The sequence below is a fragment of the Ancylobacter defluvii genome (genome assembly GCF_018390605.1).
In the GTDB taxonomy this organism is placed as follows: domain Bacteria; phylum Pseudomonadota; class Alphaproteobacteria; order Rhizobiales; family Xanthobacteraceae; genus Ancylobacter; species Ancylobacter defluvii.
The window spans coordinates 151,947-165,646 of the sequence record NZ_JAHBGD010000028.1; the positions used below are offsets into that span (position 1 = coordinate 151,947).

At 67.5% G+C, this 13,700-nt stretch carries 12 protein-coding genes; 4 read left to right on the plus strand and 8 right to left on the minus strand.

Annotation, left to right across the window (positions count from 1 at the left end; all coding sequences use genetic code 11):
- Positions 1-72 precede the first annotated feature (72 nt).
- The 4 genes from KHC24_RS24105 to mmsB all read left to right on the plus strand — a co-directional run bounded on the left by KHC24_RS24105 (position 73) and on the right by mmsB (position 5,071).
- A complete protein-coding gene (locus KHC24_RS24105) occupies positions 73-1,002 on the plus strand; it encodes a 2-dehydro-3-deoxygalactonokinase (protein WP_213366844.1) in 930 nt (309 codons plus the stop codon).
- Between the two features lie 157 nt (positions 1,003-1,159).
- Positions 1,160-2,224, plus strand: a complete 1,065-nt coding sequence (gene chvE, locus KHC24_RS24110; RefSeq protein ID WP_213366846.1) for a multiple monosaccharide ABC transporter substrate-binding protein — start codon at positions 1,160-1,162, stop codon at positions 2,222-2,224.
- An 85-nt stretch (positions 2,225-2,309) separates the two neighbouring features.
- Positions 2,310-3,887 (plus strand): multiple monosaccharide ABC transporter ATP-binding protein, encoded by a 1,578-nt coding sequence (gene mmsA / locus KHC24_RS24115; RefSeq protein WP_213366848.1) that lies wholly within the window; start codon positions 2,310-2,312, stop codon positions 3,885-3,887.
- Positions 3,884-5,071: a multiple monosaccharide ABC transporter permease gene (gene mmsB, locus KHC24_RS24120; protein ID WP_213366850.1), complete on the plus strand. Its 1,188-nt coding sequence runs from the start codon at positions 3,884-3,886 to the stop codon at positions 5,069-5,071. The genes mmsA and mmsB overlap by 4 nt, the downstream gene beginning before the upstream one ends.
- A gap of 5 nt (positions 5,072-5,076) precedes the next feature.
- On the opposite strand, the gene KHC24_RS24125 is transcribed toward mmsB, so the two are convergent.
- From KHC24_RS24125 to KHC24_RS24160, 8 genes are all read right to left on the minus strand, one after another.
- Positions 5,077-6,228: an alpha-hydroxy acid oxidase gene (locus KHC24_RS24125; protein WP_213366852.1), complete on the minus strand. Its 1,152-nt coding sequence runs from the start codon at positions 6,226-6,228 to the stop codon at positions 5,077-5,079.
- Between the two features lie 88 nt (positions 6,229-6,316).
- The gene (locus KHC24_RS24130; protein ID WP_213366854.1) at positions 6,317-7,618 is read right to left on the minus strand and encodes a hypothetical protein; all 1,302 of its coding nucleotides are present in this window, start codon (positions 7,616-7,618) and stop codon (positions 6,317-6,319) included.
- On the minus strand, positions 7,615-8,637 hold the full coding sequence (locus tag KHC24_RS24135; protein ID WP_213366856.1) for a zinc-dependent alcohol dehydrogenase: 1,023 nt from the start codon (positions 8,635-8,637) through the stop codon (positions 7,615-7,617). Before KHC24_RS24135 ends, KHC24_RS24130 begins: the two co-directional genes overlap by 4 nt.
- Before the next feature lie 3 nt (positions 8,638-8,640).
- On the minus strand, positions 8,641-9,966 hold the full coding sequence (gene hisD / locus KHC24_RS24140) for a histidinol dehydrogenase (protein WP_213366858.1): 1,326 nt from the start codon (positions 9,964-9,966) through the stop codon (positions 8,641-8,643).
- Between the two features lie 146 nt (positions 9,967-10,112).
- Positions 10,113-10,889 carry an SDR family NAD(P)-dependent oxidoreductase gene (locus KHC24_RS24145; RefSeq protein ID WP_213366860.1) on the minus strand — a complete coding sequence of 259 codons (777 nt, stop codon included), beginning with the start codon at positions 10,887-10,889 and terminating at the stop codon, positions 10,113-10,115.
- 15 nt (positions 10,890-10,904) lie between these two features.
- Positions 10,905-11,720: an ABC transporter ATP-binding protein gene (locus KHC24_RS24150; protein ID WP_213367110.1), complete on the minus strand. Its 816-nt coding sequence runs from the start codon at positions 11,718-11,720 to the stop codon at positions 10,905-10,907.
- A 52-nt stretch (positions 11,721-11,772) separates the two neighbouring features.
- Entirely contained in the window at positions 11,773-12,576 is an 804-nt protein-coding gene (locus tag KHC24_RS24155) for an ABC transporter permease (protein ID WP_213366862.1), read from the minus strand.
- Positions 12,577-12,648: 72 nt separating this feature from the next.
- Positions 12,649-13,635 carry an ABC transporter substrate-binding protein gene (locus KHC24_RS24160; RefSeq protein ID WP_246547630.1) on the minus strand — a complete coding sequence of 329 codons (987 nt, stop codon included), beginning with the start codon at positions 13,633-13,635 and terminating at the stop codon, positions 12,649-12,651.
- Positions 13,636-13,700 lie beyond the last annotated feature (65 nt).

Consider the following 13,700-nt stretch of genomic DNA (forward strand, 5'->3'; position numbering starts at 1 on the left):
TGGCCAGACCTTCCTCATCGATATCGGCGCGCGCGGGCGGGCCGAGCCGCGCGTGCGGCTGGGAGGGCTGTGATGCACCGTCTCTCGCATGTCGTCGTCGATTGGGGCACGTCGAGCTTCCGCCTGTGGACACTGGACGCCGAGGGCGGCGTGCTCGCCGAGCGCCGCAGTGCCCAGGGGCTCAAGACCTCCGCCGCCGAGGGCTTCGAGGCGGTGCTGGAATCGCACCTCGCCGCGCTCGGCGTGCCGGAGGGCGTGCCGGTGATGATGTGCGGCATGGTCGGCTCGCGCGCCGGCTGGAAGGAGGCGGCCTATCTCGACGCGCCGGTGCGGCTTGACCGCCTCGCCGAACTCGCGACCGAGGTGCCCGCCGCCCGCCGCCCCGTGCGCATCCTGCCCGGCATCGCCCAGCGCGATGTCGAGCATCCCGATGTGATGCGTGGCGAGGAAACCCAGCTGCTGGCGCTGGCCAGCGATGGGTATGACGGCTTGGCCTGCCTGCCCGGTACCCATTCCAAATGGGTGCGGATGGAGGCCGGTGCCGTCGTCGGCTTCGCCACCTTCATGACCGGCGAACTGTTCCAGCTGATCCGCACCGCCTCGGTGGTGGCGCCGGCCGTAGAGGGCGCGGCGGTGGTCGATCCCGGCTCGCCGGCCTTTGCCGGCGGTGTTGCCGATGCGCTGGAGGCGCCGGCGGCGATTGGCAACCGCCTGTTCGAATTGCGCGCCGGCTGGCTGCTGGCCGATGCGCCGGCCGCCGATACGCTGGCGCGGCTGTCGGGCCTGCTGATCGGGCTGGAGATCACCGGCGCCTATGCGCGCATGGGCGCGCTCGACGGCACCGTTCTCGTCGCCTCGGGGCCTATTGCCGAGCTGTATCGCCACGCCTTCGCCATTGCCGGCCTCGCCGGCATCGGCCTGTGCGACGCCGAGACCTGCGTGCGCGACGGGCTGCACGAGGCGGCGCGCCTCGCCTTCGCGGCTGTGGAGACGAGGCGGTGAACGGCGCAATCGGCGTTCCGGCCCGAACGGGAGACAGCTTGCGCGCCTCGCGGTGAGGCGCGGCGGACGTCACGCGCGGCCAGGGACCCTCCGTCTCATGCGCCGCCAAGAACACGGCACGCGAAACGCGGCCATCCAACCCACTGGGAGAGAAATGATGAAACGCCTGCTGCCCACGCTTTCCGCCCTCGCGCTCGGCGCGATGATGTTCGCCGGCCCTGCCTCCGCCCAGGAGAAGGCCACTGTCGGCATCGCCATGCCCACCAAATCCTCCGCCCGCTGGATCGCCGACGGCGACAACATGGTGAAGGTGCTCAAGGAGCGCGGCTACAACACCGATCTGCAATATGCCGAGGACGACATTCCCAACCAGCTCTCGCAGATCGAGAACATGGTGACCAAGGGCGCCAAGGTTCTGGTGATCGCCTCCATCGACGGCACCACCCTGTCCGACGTGCTGAAGCAGGCCGCCGACAAGGGCATCAAGGTCATCGCCTATGACCGGCTGATCCGCGAGACGCCGAATGTCGACTACTACGCCACCTTCGACAATTTTCAGGTCGGGGTGCTGCAGGCGCAGTCGCTGCTGAAGGGGCTCGGCTATCCGGAGAACAAGGGACCGTTCAACATCGAGCTGTTCGGCGGCTCGCCGGACGACAACAACGCCTATTTCTTCTACGATGGCGCCATGTCGGTGCTGAAGCCGCTGATCGACAACGGCACGCTGAAGGTGGCGTCCGGCCAGATGGGCATGGACAAGGTGTCGACCCTGCGCTGGGACGGTGCCACCGCCCAGGCCCGCATGGATAATCTGCTCAGCGCCTATTATTCCGACAAGAAGCTCGACGGCGTGCTCTCGCCCTATGACGGGCTGTCGATCGGCATCCTGTCCTCGGTCAAGGGCGTCGGCTACGGCTCGGGCAACATGAAGATGCCGGTGGTCACTGGGCAGGACGCCGAGGTGCCGTCGGTAAAGTCGATGCTCGCCGGCGAACAGTATTCCTCGATCTTCAAGGACACCCGCGAGCTCGCCAAGGTGACCGCCGACATGGTCGATGCCTCGCTCTCCGGCAAGCAGGTCACGGTGAACGACACCAAGACCTACAATAACGGCGTCAAGGTCGTGCCGTCCTACCTGCTGAAGCCGGTTGTCGTCGACAAGGGCAACTGGGAGCAGGTGCTGGTCGGTTCGGGCTACTACAAGCAGAACCAGATCAACTGAAGCCGGTTCAACCAAACCAGGCCCTGCGCCGGCGGGAGGTTCGATCCCGGCCGGCGCAGGACGCTGCTTCGGAGCAAATGCGCTCATGCATGCCCTTCTGGAAATGCGCGACATCAGCAAGCACTTCACCGGGGTGAGGGCGCTGAGCGGTGTCGATCTCACGGTGGAACCCGGCGAGATTCACGCGCTCGTCGGCGAAAACGGCGCCGGCAAGTCGACCCTGATGAAGGTGCTGAGCGGGGTGCACCCGCATGGCTCCTATGAGGGCGCCATCCTGTTCGATGGCGAGGAGCGGCGCTTTCGCGACATCAACGATTCCGAGGCGCTCGGCATCATCATCATCCATCAGGAGCTTGCCCTGATCCCGCTGATGTCGATCGCCGAGAACATCTTCCTCACCGATCCGCCCTCCCGCTTCGGCGTCATCGACCGCAGCGCCGTGCATCGCCGGGCGAAGGAGCTGCTGGCCAAGGTCGGGCTCGACGAGGCCCCCGATACGCTGGTCACCAATATCGGTGTGGGCAAGCAGCAACTGGTGGAGATCGCCAAGGCGCTGTCGAAGAAGGTGCGCCTGCTCATTCTGGACGAGCCGACGGCCAGCCTGTCGGAGAAGGATAGCGCGGCGCTGCTGGAACTGCTGCTGGAGTTCAAGGCGCAGGGTATCGCCTCCATCCTCATCTCGCACAAGCTCAACGAGGTCTCCAAGGTCGCCGACCGCATCACCGTGCTACGCGACGGCCGCACCGTCGATACCATGGACTGCACCGCCGGCGCAGTGGAGGAGGACCGCATCATCCGCTCAATGGTCGACCGCGACCTCGAGCATCGCTACCCGAAGCGCGACCCGAAAGTGGGCGACACCATCTTCCGGGTGCGCGACTGGTCGGTCTTCCACCCGCTTCATGCCGACCGGCAGATGATCCGCAAAGTCGATTTCGAGGTGAAGCGTGGCGAGATCGTCGGCATTGCCGGGCTGATGGGCGCCGGGCGCACCGAATTCGCCATGAGCATCTTCGGCCGCTCCTATGGCCGCAAGATTTCCGGCCATGCCGAGATCGAGGGCCGCGAGGTCGACCTCTCCACCGTGCGCCGTGCGGTGGATGCCGGGCTCGCCTATGTCACCGAGGACCGCAAGCAGCTCGGCCTGCTGCTGGCCGACGACATCCGCAAGAACATCACCCTGGCGAACCTGTCCGCCGTCGCCTCGTCGAACGTGATCGACGACGTGAAGGAGCTGCGCGTCGCCGCCGATTATCGCGGCCGCATGCGCATCCGCAGCCACAGCGTCTATCAGGAGGCCGGCAAGCTGTCGGGCGGCAACCAGCAGAAGGTGGTGCTGTCGAAATGGCTGTTCACCGACCCGAAGGTGCTGATCCTCGACGAGCCGACCCGCGGCATCGATGTCGGTGCCAAATATGAAATCTATTGCATCATCAACGAGCTGGCCGATGCCGGTAAAGGCGTCATCGTCATTTCCTCGGAGATGCCGGAGCTGATCGGCATCTGCGACCGCATCTGCGTGATGAACGAGGGCGGCTTCGTCGGCGAGTTCCCCGGCGCCGAAGCCACGCAGGAGAAGATCATGCGCGCCATCATGCGCCAAGCCGTCATGCCCCAAGCCGACGTGCGCCAAGTCGATATGCGCAAGGGAGAACGTCCATGAGCGACGCCGCGCTGAAGGAAAAGCCCAGCCATGCCGGGTTCCTGAAGAACAACCTGCGCGAATACGGGATGATGCTCTCGCTGTTCGCCATCATGATCTTCTTCGAGGTGGTGACCAACGGCACGCTGCTGCGGCCGCTGAACCTCACCAATCTCGTGCTGCAAAACAGCTACATCGTCATCATGGCGCTGGGCATGCTGCTGGTGATCGTCACCGGCCACATCGACCTGTCGGTCGGCTCGGTGGCCGGCTTCGTCGGCGCGGTGGCGGCGGTGCTGATCGTCAAGCTGGGCGTGCCCTGGGTGCCTGCCACCCTGCTCTGCCTGGCGCTCGGCGGCGCCATCGGCGCCGCGCAGGGCTATTGGGTGGCGTATTTCAAGATTCCGTCCTTCATCGTCACGCTGGCCGGCATGCTGGTGTTCAAGGGGCTGGCGCTGGCCATCCTCGCCGGCCAGTCGGTCGGCCCGTTTCCGCCGGCGTTCCAGAAGTTGTCGTCCGGCTTCATCCCGGAGCTGTTTGCGGATGCCGGCACGCTCTACCCGACCTCGTTCGCCATCGGCGCGCTGCTGGCGCTGGCGCTGGTGTGGCAGAACTTCCGCAGCCGCGCCCGCCAGGAAAGCCACGGTATCGAGACCGAGCCCTATGGCTTCTTCCTCGCCAAGAACCTGGCGCTCTTCGCGGTGATCGCCTATTTCGCCTATCTCATCGCCTCGCATCGCGGCCTGCCCAATGTTCTGGTGATCATGACGGTGCTGGTGGCGCTCTATGCCTTCATGACCACCCGCACCGTGATCGGCCGGCAGATCTATGCGGTGGGCGGCAATGAGAAAGCGGCCAAGCTGTCCGGCATCAAGACCGAGCGGCTCACCTTCCTCACCTTCGTCAATATGGGCGTGTTGGCGGCACTGGCCGGCCTCATCTTCGCCGCCCGGCTCAACACCGCGACGCCCAAGGCCGGCCTCGGCTTCGAGCTCGACGTCATTGCCGCCTGCTTCATTGGCGGGGCCTCCGCCTATGGCGGCGTCGGCCGCGTCGGCGGCGCGGTGATCGGCGCGCTGATCATGGGGGTGATGAACAACGGCATGTCGATCCTCGGCATCGGCATCGACTACCAGCAGGTGATCAAGGGCCTGGTGCTGCTCGGCGCCGTCTGCCTCGACGTCTACAACCAGAAGCGGGCGTGAGGCGACTATACGGCGCGCGGCATCAGTGCCGCGCGCCCGCGCTGCTTCAATTCGTCGATCGAGGTCAGCCCCATCAGCGCGAGCGTCAGGCTCACCTCCTCGGCGAGATGGGCGAGCACGCGCGCCACCCCGGCCTCGCCGGCGGCGCCGAGCCCGTAGACATAGGCGCGACCCAGCAGCACGCCGGAGGCGCCGAGCGCCAGCGCCTTGACGATATCCGCCCCGCGCCGCACCCCGCCGTCGAACAGCACCTCCAGCGATCCGTCCAGCGCCTCGGCGATAGCCGGCAGCGCGGCGATGGTGGAGGACGCGCCGTCGAGCTGCCGCCCGCCATGGTTGGAGACGATGATGGCATCCGCCCCCGCCGCGCGCGCCGTCAGCGCATCCTCCGGCGCGAGGATGCCCTTAAGCACCAGCCGGCCCTTCCAGCGTCCGCGCAGCCAGTCGACATCCTTCCAGGACAGGCGGGTGTCGATGCGCCGCGACAGGTTGCTCGCCTGCTCCAGCACGCCCCGGCCGAATTCCGGCCGGTGCTTCACCGCGCCGACCTCGGGCGTCCCCGCGCGCAGCATGTCGAGGCACCACACCGGCCGCGTCGCCAGCCGCAGGGCGAGGCCGGGCGTGACCCGCGTCAGCGCCCGGAAACCGTTGCGCACGTCGCGCTCGCGTATGCCGGTGATGGCGGTATCGACCGTCAGATAGAGCGTATCGACGCCTGCCGCCTCGGCCTGGGCGAGGAGTTCGTCGCCGATCGCCCGGTCGCTCATCACATAGAGCTGGAAGTGCAGCGGCCCGGTGGTGGCGGCGCGCAGTTCGGCGAGCGAGGCGATGGAGAAGGTGGACAGGCACAGCGGCACCCCCGCCGCATGCGCCGCCTTTGCGGCGGCAATCTCGCCATGGCCGGCATAGAGGCCGAGAAAACCCACCGGGCCGGGCATGAAGGGCAGCGCATGCCGGGTACCGAGAAAGTCGGTCGCGAGGTCGCGTACGGAGATGTCGTTGAGTACCCGCTGCACCAGCGTCCAGCGCTGGAAGTCGGCACGGTTGGCCCTCAGCGTGTCCTCATTGAAGGAGCCGCCATCGACATAATCGAAGAAGATCTTCGGCAGCCGCCGCCGCGCCGCCGCGCGGGCATCCTCGACATTGACGATGGTCATTGGCTGCACTCCGGCGATCGTTGTTGTGCGTTCCTATAGGCCGCCGGCGCCCGGCCTGTCGCGATGAACCAAGGGCGAAGCCCGCGGTTCAGTCGCCCTCGGGAGTGATCGCATCGAGGAACCGCGTCATCACATCCTCTCCCGCCAATGGCGCAGAGCCCACCATCACCGCCACCGACAACCCGATCAGCGAGGAGACTGGCGTGTGCGAGCGGGTGCCGGCACGCAAATTCATCACCAGCGTCGGGCACAGGAACAGGCCGAGCCTGATCACCTCCCGCCAGTCGGCCGGCAGCAGGCCGCGGCGCTTCAGCTCGGTGAGCAGCGGCTGCCACACCTCCCGCGCCTTCACCTCCAGCAGTCCCTCGCGCACCGGTGAGAGCGTCCAGTCGGTCTCGACGATAAGCATCCCTGGCTCCAGCCGGGCCATGGCGGAAAAAAGCTGCGTGGCGTCCGCCGGGTCGTAGAGCCAGAACGGATGCGCGAAGACATTGTGGAAGGTCGCCTTCACCTCGGCGAGCAGCGCCGGCACCTTCGCGCCGGCAAAGGCGGGGTCGAAGAAGGAGAGATGCGCGCTCCCGCCCTCGCGGCCGAACCAGACATTGGCGTTGTGCGCGTCGCCATGGGCGACCACCCCGCCGGCATCGGCAAGGCGCTCCGGCCGCAGCCGCGCCTGCGCGGCGTCGAACAACGCGCCGAGCGGACGGGCATAGGTGACGCCGTTGATGGTGAAGCGCCGCGCCGCAAGGTCGTCCCACTCCAGCTCGACACCGGGAAAGGCGAAGCGCTTGCCGACATAGAAGTCGGCGAACCGCCCGCCCGGATAATGCTCCGGCAGGCCGGGGCTCCGGTCGATCAGCCGCTCATGGAACAAACGGTGGATCGGCTCGGTCGCCGCCTCTTCGGGGGTGATCGGGTGCAGGCTGGTGAGATAGGTCGCGGTCAGCCGCCGCGACAGCCCGCGTTCTGCTTGCAGGGCCACCGCCCGCTCCGCCGCGTCGTCGGCGAGGTCGAGCGCGCGCAGCACGTCGGAGAAGCGCGGCTCGTCACGGCGGCGATAGACCAGGATCTGCTCGCCCGGCTGCGTCGACACATGTACCGGCTGGTCGACCGGCAGCCCGGCGCGGGCAAGAATGTCGGCGCGATAATACTCGCCGGCCATCGCCTCCTCGCCTTCCTCCTGGTGGAACTTGAAGAAGAAGGCGCCCTCATCCGTCTCGAAGAAGCCGTTCAGCGAATTGAGGCTGTACTGGTCGAGATTGATGCGCACGCTCCGCGCTTCGAGCCCGAACAGGTCGGCCAGCAACGCGGCCAGCGGCGCCTCCGCCGCCTTCGCGTCGCGGGCGGCCAGCGCCCGCAGTTCGGCGGTCCGGCTGGTCGTACGGCTCATGCCGGCACACCGGCCGGGCGGAGGATGGTCTTCAGGCCGGTCGCCTCGCCACGGAGCAGCCGCTGATAGGCGTCCGGCACGGAGTCGAGCTCGATCTGCCGGTCGACCAGCCGTGCGAGCTCGGTCGCGAGCGCGGGCAGCCGCGCCGCCGCCTTGGGCAACTCGTCGGTGAAGGCGTGGCAGCCGATCATCGTCAGTTCGCGCTCGACCAGCTGGTTCGGATCGATATCGAGCCGGCCGTGGAAGATGCCGACCAGCGCCACGCGTCCGCCGCCCTCCAGCGCACCGACGAGATGGGCAAGCGCCGCGGTCGAGCCGGTGGCCTCGATGGCGGCCGTCGGCAGCGCGCCGCCGAGCGCGGTGCGAATTTCACCAGCGTCGAGCGCCACCGCCGTGCCGCCGGTCACCTGCGCCACCAGCGCGGCGCGGGCGGCGTTGCGGTCGGCCACCAGCAACGGTCCCGGGTGATCGCGTGCCAGCACCAGCGCCGCCAGTCCGCCGATCGGCCCGCAGCCGAGCACCAGCACCGGCTCGCCGGGCTGCGGTGCCAGCCGCTTCACCGCGTGCAAAGCGACCGCCAGCGGCTCGGCCATCGCCGCCACTGCCGGGTCCAGATCTGGCGAAACCGCGATCAGCAGCCGTGCCGGCAGCGTCACTTCTTCCGCGAAACCGCCGTCGCAGGCTTCGCCGACGAAGCCGAGCTTCTCGCACAGATGATGCCGTCCCGCGCGGCAGGCGGCGCAGTCGCCGCACCAGAAGCGCGAATCCGCCACCACCGCGTCACCGGCCTTGAAGCCGGAGACATCGGCGCCAACCTCCGCCACCACGCCGCTCAGTTCATGCCCGGCGATGGAGGGCGCGCGGGTTATCCACTGTCCGGTGCGGAAATTATGCAGGTCCGAGCCGCAAATGCCGGCCGCGCTCACCTTCAGCCGCACCCAGCCCGGCGCCGGCGTGCCGGGTGCCGGCACTTCCTCGACACGCAGATCGCCGGCACCATAGAGCCGTACCGCCTTCATGGCTCAGCCCTTCAGCAACTCGTCACGAATCTCGGAGACGGCGTTCTCGTGGCTTGAGAAACCTTCATAGCGCGCCAGCCGGCGGGCATGGCCGGCGAATTCGGGATAGGCCGAGGCCGTCACATAGCCGATGGAGGAGCGCTTGAGGAAATCCGTCACCGAGAGCGGCCCATAGGTGCGCGCCCAGCGGCTGGTCGGCAGCACCGCATTCGGCCCCAGCACGAAATTGGCGATGGTCACCGGCGTGTGCGGCCCCATCAGCACCTCAGCCGCCTCGGTGATGCGGCCGAGATGCGCGAACGGGTCGGTGGAGAGAATCTCCAGATGCTCCGGCGCGTAGGCATTGACGAAATCGATGCTCTCTTCCAGCGAGGAAGTCAGCACGATGCCGCCGCTCTTGCCGATGAGCACGGCTTTCGAAAAGCCGACGCGCTGCTCGGTCATCCGCGCCCAGTGCTGCGGCAGCGCCGCCAGCGCCGCCTCGGCGACCTCGCGCGAATGCGTCACCAGATAGGCCGAGGAATCCGGCCCGTGCTCGGCCTCGATGAGCAAATCGAGCGCCGCCACCGCGCCGTTCACCGTGCCGTCGGCAAAGATGATCGCCTCGGAGGGGCCGGCGGGAAGCCCGGTGTCGATGATGTCGGAGAGCAGCCGCTTGGCCGCCACCAGCCAGGGCGAGCCGGGGCCGACGATCTTGATCGCCTTGCCCACCGTCTGCGTGCCATAGGCGACCGCCGCCACCGCCTGGGCGCCGCCGCATTTGTAGACGGTTTCGACCCCGGCAAGCCTCGCCGCCACCAGCGTCGCGGCATCGACGCCGCCATCGGCCGTCGGCGGCGTGACGATGGCGATATTCGGCACCTTGGCGACGCTGGCCGGCACCGCCGTCATCATCGTCACCGAGGGAAACGCGCCCTTGCCGCGCGGCACATAGAGCGCCACCGAGGCGATCGGCGTCCAGCGGTCGCCGGCGAAGGCGCCGGGGCGCACCTCCTTCAGCCACATCGGCTCGGGCGCCTGCTCCTCGTGGAAGGTGCGGATGTTGGAGATGCCGAAGCGGATCGAAGAGATCACCTCCGGCTCCACCGCCTTGAAGGCGGCGTCGAATTCCGCCTCGGTCACCTTCAGCCGGTCGGGGGTGATCTCGGCCTTGTCAAGCTCGCGGCCGAAGCGGGCCAGCGCCACGTCGCCCTCCAGCCGCACCGCCTCGATGATCGGCCGCACCTTGTCGATGAAGCCGGAGAGATCGGTCTCCGAGCGCTTCAGCAGCGCCGCGCGGGCTTCCGCGTCGAGGGTGGCGAGTTCGTGGAAATTGCAGATGTCCGACATGATCAAACCTTCGACGTCGTGCCCGAGTGGCGCCTCAGCTCGGATGGAATATGTATAGCCATATTCAGCGCCGCGTGAGGCCAAACTTTTCGCGCCGCTGCCCGATTCCTGAGCGATTCCATCGGGGGAGGCTCCGCCGGGCGGTCTCAGATCGAGGCGAGGTAGCCGCCGTCCACCGGCAGGCACTGGCCGGTAACATAGGCCGAGGCCGGCGAGGCGAGGAAGATCGCCGCTCCGGCGAGGTCGCCGAGCTCACCGAAGCGCCCCTGCGGGATCTTGCCGAGCATGTTCGTCTGCCAGTCCTCGTCGGCATAGAACACATCGGTCATGTCGGTGCGGAAATAGCCGGGCGCGATGGCGTTCACCCGGATGCCGAGCGGCGCCCATTCCGCCGCCAACGCCCGCGTCATGCCGAGCAGGCCGGATTTCGACGAGCCATAGGGCACCGCGGTCGGCACTCCCACCTCGGAGGTCAGCGAGCACAGATTGATGATGGCGCCGCCATGTGGCCCGGCGGCCTTCATCGCCTTTGCCGCCGCCTGCGCGCAGAAGAAGGCGCCCTTGAGATTGGTGTCGAGAATGCGATCCCAGAGCTCTTCCTCGACGTCGAGCGAGGGGCAGACCTGCTCGATGCCGGCATTGTTGACGAGGATGTCGAGCCCGCCCAGTGCCGCGGCGGCCTCCGCGACGCCGGTACGGCAGCGCGCGGCATCGGTCACGTCGAGCTCGAGAACCACCGCGCGCCGGCCGATCGCCTCGATTTCGGCGGCGGTCTCGGCGAGCGAGGAGCGCGAGCGGGCGGTGATGGCGACATCAGCGCCGGCGGAGGCGAGCGCGACGGCGAGCATGCGGCCGATGCCGCGGCTGGCGCCGGTCACCAGCGCCTTGCGGCCGGTCAGCTCGAAGAGCGAAAGCCAGGTCATCGTGCTGCCCCGAGCCTAGTGCTCGTCGTCCTTGATCTCGTTCTTCAGCAGTTCGAGGATCTTGCGCTTCACCGCGATGAACTCCGGGTCCATCACCATGTCCAGCGAACGCGGGCGCGGGATGTCGACCACCACCTCTTCCTTGAGGCGGCCGGGACGGGCGGTCATCACATAGATGCGGTCGCCGAGCAGGATCGCCTCGTCGATGTCGTGGGTGACGAACAGCACTGTCTTCTTGTGCTGCTCCCACACCCGCAGCAGCAGCTTCTGCATCGAGTTGCGGGTCTGGCTGTCCAGCGCGCCGAACGGCTCGTCCATCAGGAGGATCTTCGGGTCGTTGGCGAGTGCGCGGGCGATGGCGACGCGCTGCATCATGCCGCCGGAGAGCTGCTTGGGGTAGGCGTCGTGGAAGGCGGCGAGGCCGGTCTCGTTGAGGTAGCGGTTGACGATCTCGTCGCGCTCGGCCTGCGGCAACTTGCGGCGCTTGAGCCCGAACTCGACATTCTCCCGCACGGTGAGCCAGGGGAACAGCGTGTAGCTCTGGAACACCATGCCGCGATCGGGGCCCGGGCCGTCGACCTCCTCATTGCCGAGCAGGATGCGCCCGGAGGTCGGCTCGTTGAGGCCGGCGACGAGGTAGAGCAGGCTCGACTTGCCGCAGCCCGACGGGCCGACGATCACCGCGAACTGGTTGTCGGGCACGTCGATCGAGATATCGTCGATGGCGAGGACGGTCTTGCCCTGCCGCGTGGTGTATTCGAGCCGCACATCCTCGATGCGCAGCCGCGGGGCAACCGGCGTGGCCGAGGCGATGGGGTCGGCGGCTGGCATCCCGCGCAGGGCTGTCACGGCAGTCATGTCCGGCTCCTTCAATTCGCCGAGCCTAGCTGGCCCAGGCCACCAGCCGCATGCGCAGCAGCCGGAACACGAGGTCGGTGAGCAGGCCCAGCAGGCCGATCACCGCGATGGCGAGGAAGATCACGTCGACCTGGAAGCCACGCATCGCCTTCATCGAGATGTAGCCGAGGCCCGAGGAGGCGGCGACCAGTTCCGCCACCACCAGATAGGTCCAGGCCCAGCCCATGGTGACGCGCAGCGTATCGAGCACGCCGGGCATGGCGGCCGGCGCCAGCACGTGCAGCACCGCGTCCCGCCGGGTGGCGCCGAGTGTATACGAGGCGTTGATCAGGTCCTTCTGCACCCCGCGCGACACGTCGGCGATCATCACCAGCTGCTGGAAGAAGGTGCCGAAGAAGATCACCATGATCCGCTGCTCGATGCCGATGCCGATCCACAGGATGAACAGCGGCACGAAGGAGGTCACCGGCAAGTAGCGGATGAAGTTCACCAGCGGCTCGAGGCCCGCCTGCACCACGCGGAAGGTGCCCATCAGCAGGCCGAGCGGTACGGCGATGATCGAGGAGATCACGAAGCCGATCACCACCACCTGCACGCTGGCCCAGATGTGCTGGCCGAGCGTGCCATCCTCGAACAGGCGGAAGAAGGCGGCGATGACGGCGGTCGGCGACGGCAGGAAGATCTCCTGCATGAAGCCACCATAGGTGGCGAGCGACCAGGCGCCGATGACCAGCAGCCACATCAGCGTCGATACCGCGAAGCGCAGGCCGGTCGGAATCTCGGCTTTCGGCGTCAGGCAGAGGTCGACGATGGAACGCTTGCGGGCCATGCGGTGTCACCGGTCTCGGGGCAGGGACGGGACGCGGCGCACCGCGTCCCGCAGGGAATCACAGCGAGCCGTTCACTGGGTGAAGCTGGCGTCGATGACGTCCTTGTATTCGATCGGCTTCTTGATCTTGCCGAGGTCGGTCCAGATCTCGTTGCCGAGCGCGATCACCTCGGTCACCTTGCCGGGCTTGTCCGGGGTGCCGAGATAGTCGATCGTCATCGCCTTGTCGTAGAACTTCACGCCGGACGCGGCGTCGGCGAAGTCCTTCGGCTCCTTCAGGTAGCCGCCCACGCCCTTGGCCATGATCTCATAGGCCTTGTCGGGATTGGTCTTGATGTAGTCGACCGCCTTCTGCAGGCCGGCGACGAAGCCCTTCACGTCGGCCGGCCGGTCCTTCAGCACCGAGCAGGAGATTTCCAGCACGTCGACGATGACGCCCGGCGTGGCGGCGCTGTCGGTCAGCACCTTGCCGACATTCTTGGTCTTGACCAGGGTAAGGTTCGGCTCCCAGGTCACCGCCACCGGCACCTGGCCGGCGATGAAGGCGGCGGCGGCGGCGTCGGCGCTCATGTTGAGCACCTCGACGTCCTTCAGCGGGATGCCTTGCTTCTTCAAGAGGTAGGAGAACCAGAATTGCGAGGTCGAGCCCTCGTTGAGCGCGACGGTCTTGCCCTTCAGGTCGGCGAGAGAGTTGATCTCCTTCAGCGACACCATGCCGTCGCCGCCATGGCTCTCGTCGAACAGCGCCACCGCCTTGAAGCAGAAACTGTCGGAGCGATACTTAAGGATCTCGTCCAGCGTGGTGGCGGTGCCGTCGAGCTTGCCGGCGGCCTGGGCGGCCATGGCGAGCGCGGAATCGTCCACCACCTGGAAGTCGACGTCGACGCCGTTCTCCTTGAAGAAGCCGAGCTCCTTGGCGAGGTAGAGTGGGCCGTAGCCGACCCAGATGGTGTGTCCGATGGAGATCTTGCCGGCGGCGGCGGGCTGTGCCGCGGCCGCCGTCAGAACCGCTCCGGTGAGCGCGCCGGCGAGGCACCGGCGGAAGAGTTTGGTCATCATGCTGCGACTCCCTGCGACGCCGCCGGTCGGCCCGGCGCATCGTCCTACCGTGCCTTCGCCGCGTC

Bases quoted from the DNA above. Each gene is read 5' to 3' on its own strand.
- KHC24_RS24105 (WP_213366844.1), top strand. From the start codon at position 73: ATGCACCGTCTCTCGCATGTCGTCGTCGATTGGGGCACGTCGAGCTTC.
- chvE (WP_213366846.1), top strand. From the start codon at position 1,160: ATGAAACGCCTGCTGCCCACGCTTTCCGCCCTCGCGCTCGGCGCGATG.
- mmsA (WP_213366848.1), top strand. From the start codon at position 2,310: ATGCATGCCCTTCTGGAAATGCGCGACATCAGCAAGCACTTCACCGGG.
- mmsB (WP_213366850.1), top strand. From the start codon at position 3,884: ATGAGCGACGCCGCGCTGAAGGAAAAGCCCAGCCATGCCGGGTTCCTG.
- KHC24_RS24125 (WP_213366852.1), bottom strand. From the start codon at position 6,228: ATGACCATCGTCAATGTCGAGGATGCCCGCGCGGCGGCGCGGCGGCGG.
- KHC24_RS24130 (WP_213366854.1), bottom strand. From the start codon at position 7,618: ATGAGCCGTACGACCAGCCGGACCGCCGAACTGCGGGCGCTGGCCGCC.
- KHC24_RS24135 (WP_213366856.1), bottom strand. From the start codon at position 8,637: ATGAAGGCGGTACGGCTCTATGGTGCCGGCGATCTGCGTGTCGAGGAA.
- hisD (WP_213366858.1), bottom strand. From the start codon at position 9,966: ATGTCGGACATCTGCAATTTCCACGAACTCGCCACCCTCGACGCGGAA.
- KHC24_RS24145 (WP_213366860.1), bottom strand. From the start codon at position 10,889: ATGACCTGGCTTTCGCTCTTCGAGCTGACCGGCCGCAAGGCGCTGGTG.
- KHC24_RS24150 (WP_213367110.1), bottom strand. From the start codon at position 11,720: ATGCCAGCCGCCGACCCCATCGCCTCGGCCACGCCGGTTGCCCCGCGG.
- KHC24_RS24155 (WP_213366862.1), bottom strand. From the start codon at position 12,576: ATGGCCCGCAAGCGTTCCATCGTCGACCTCTGCCTGACGCCGAAAGCC.
- KHC24_RS24160 (WP_246547630.1), bottom strand. From the start codon at position 13,635: ATGATGACCAAACTCTTCCGCCGGTGCCTCGCCGGCGCGCTCACCGGA.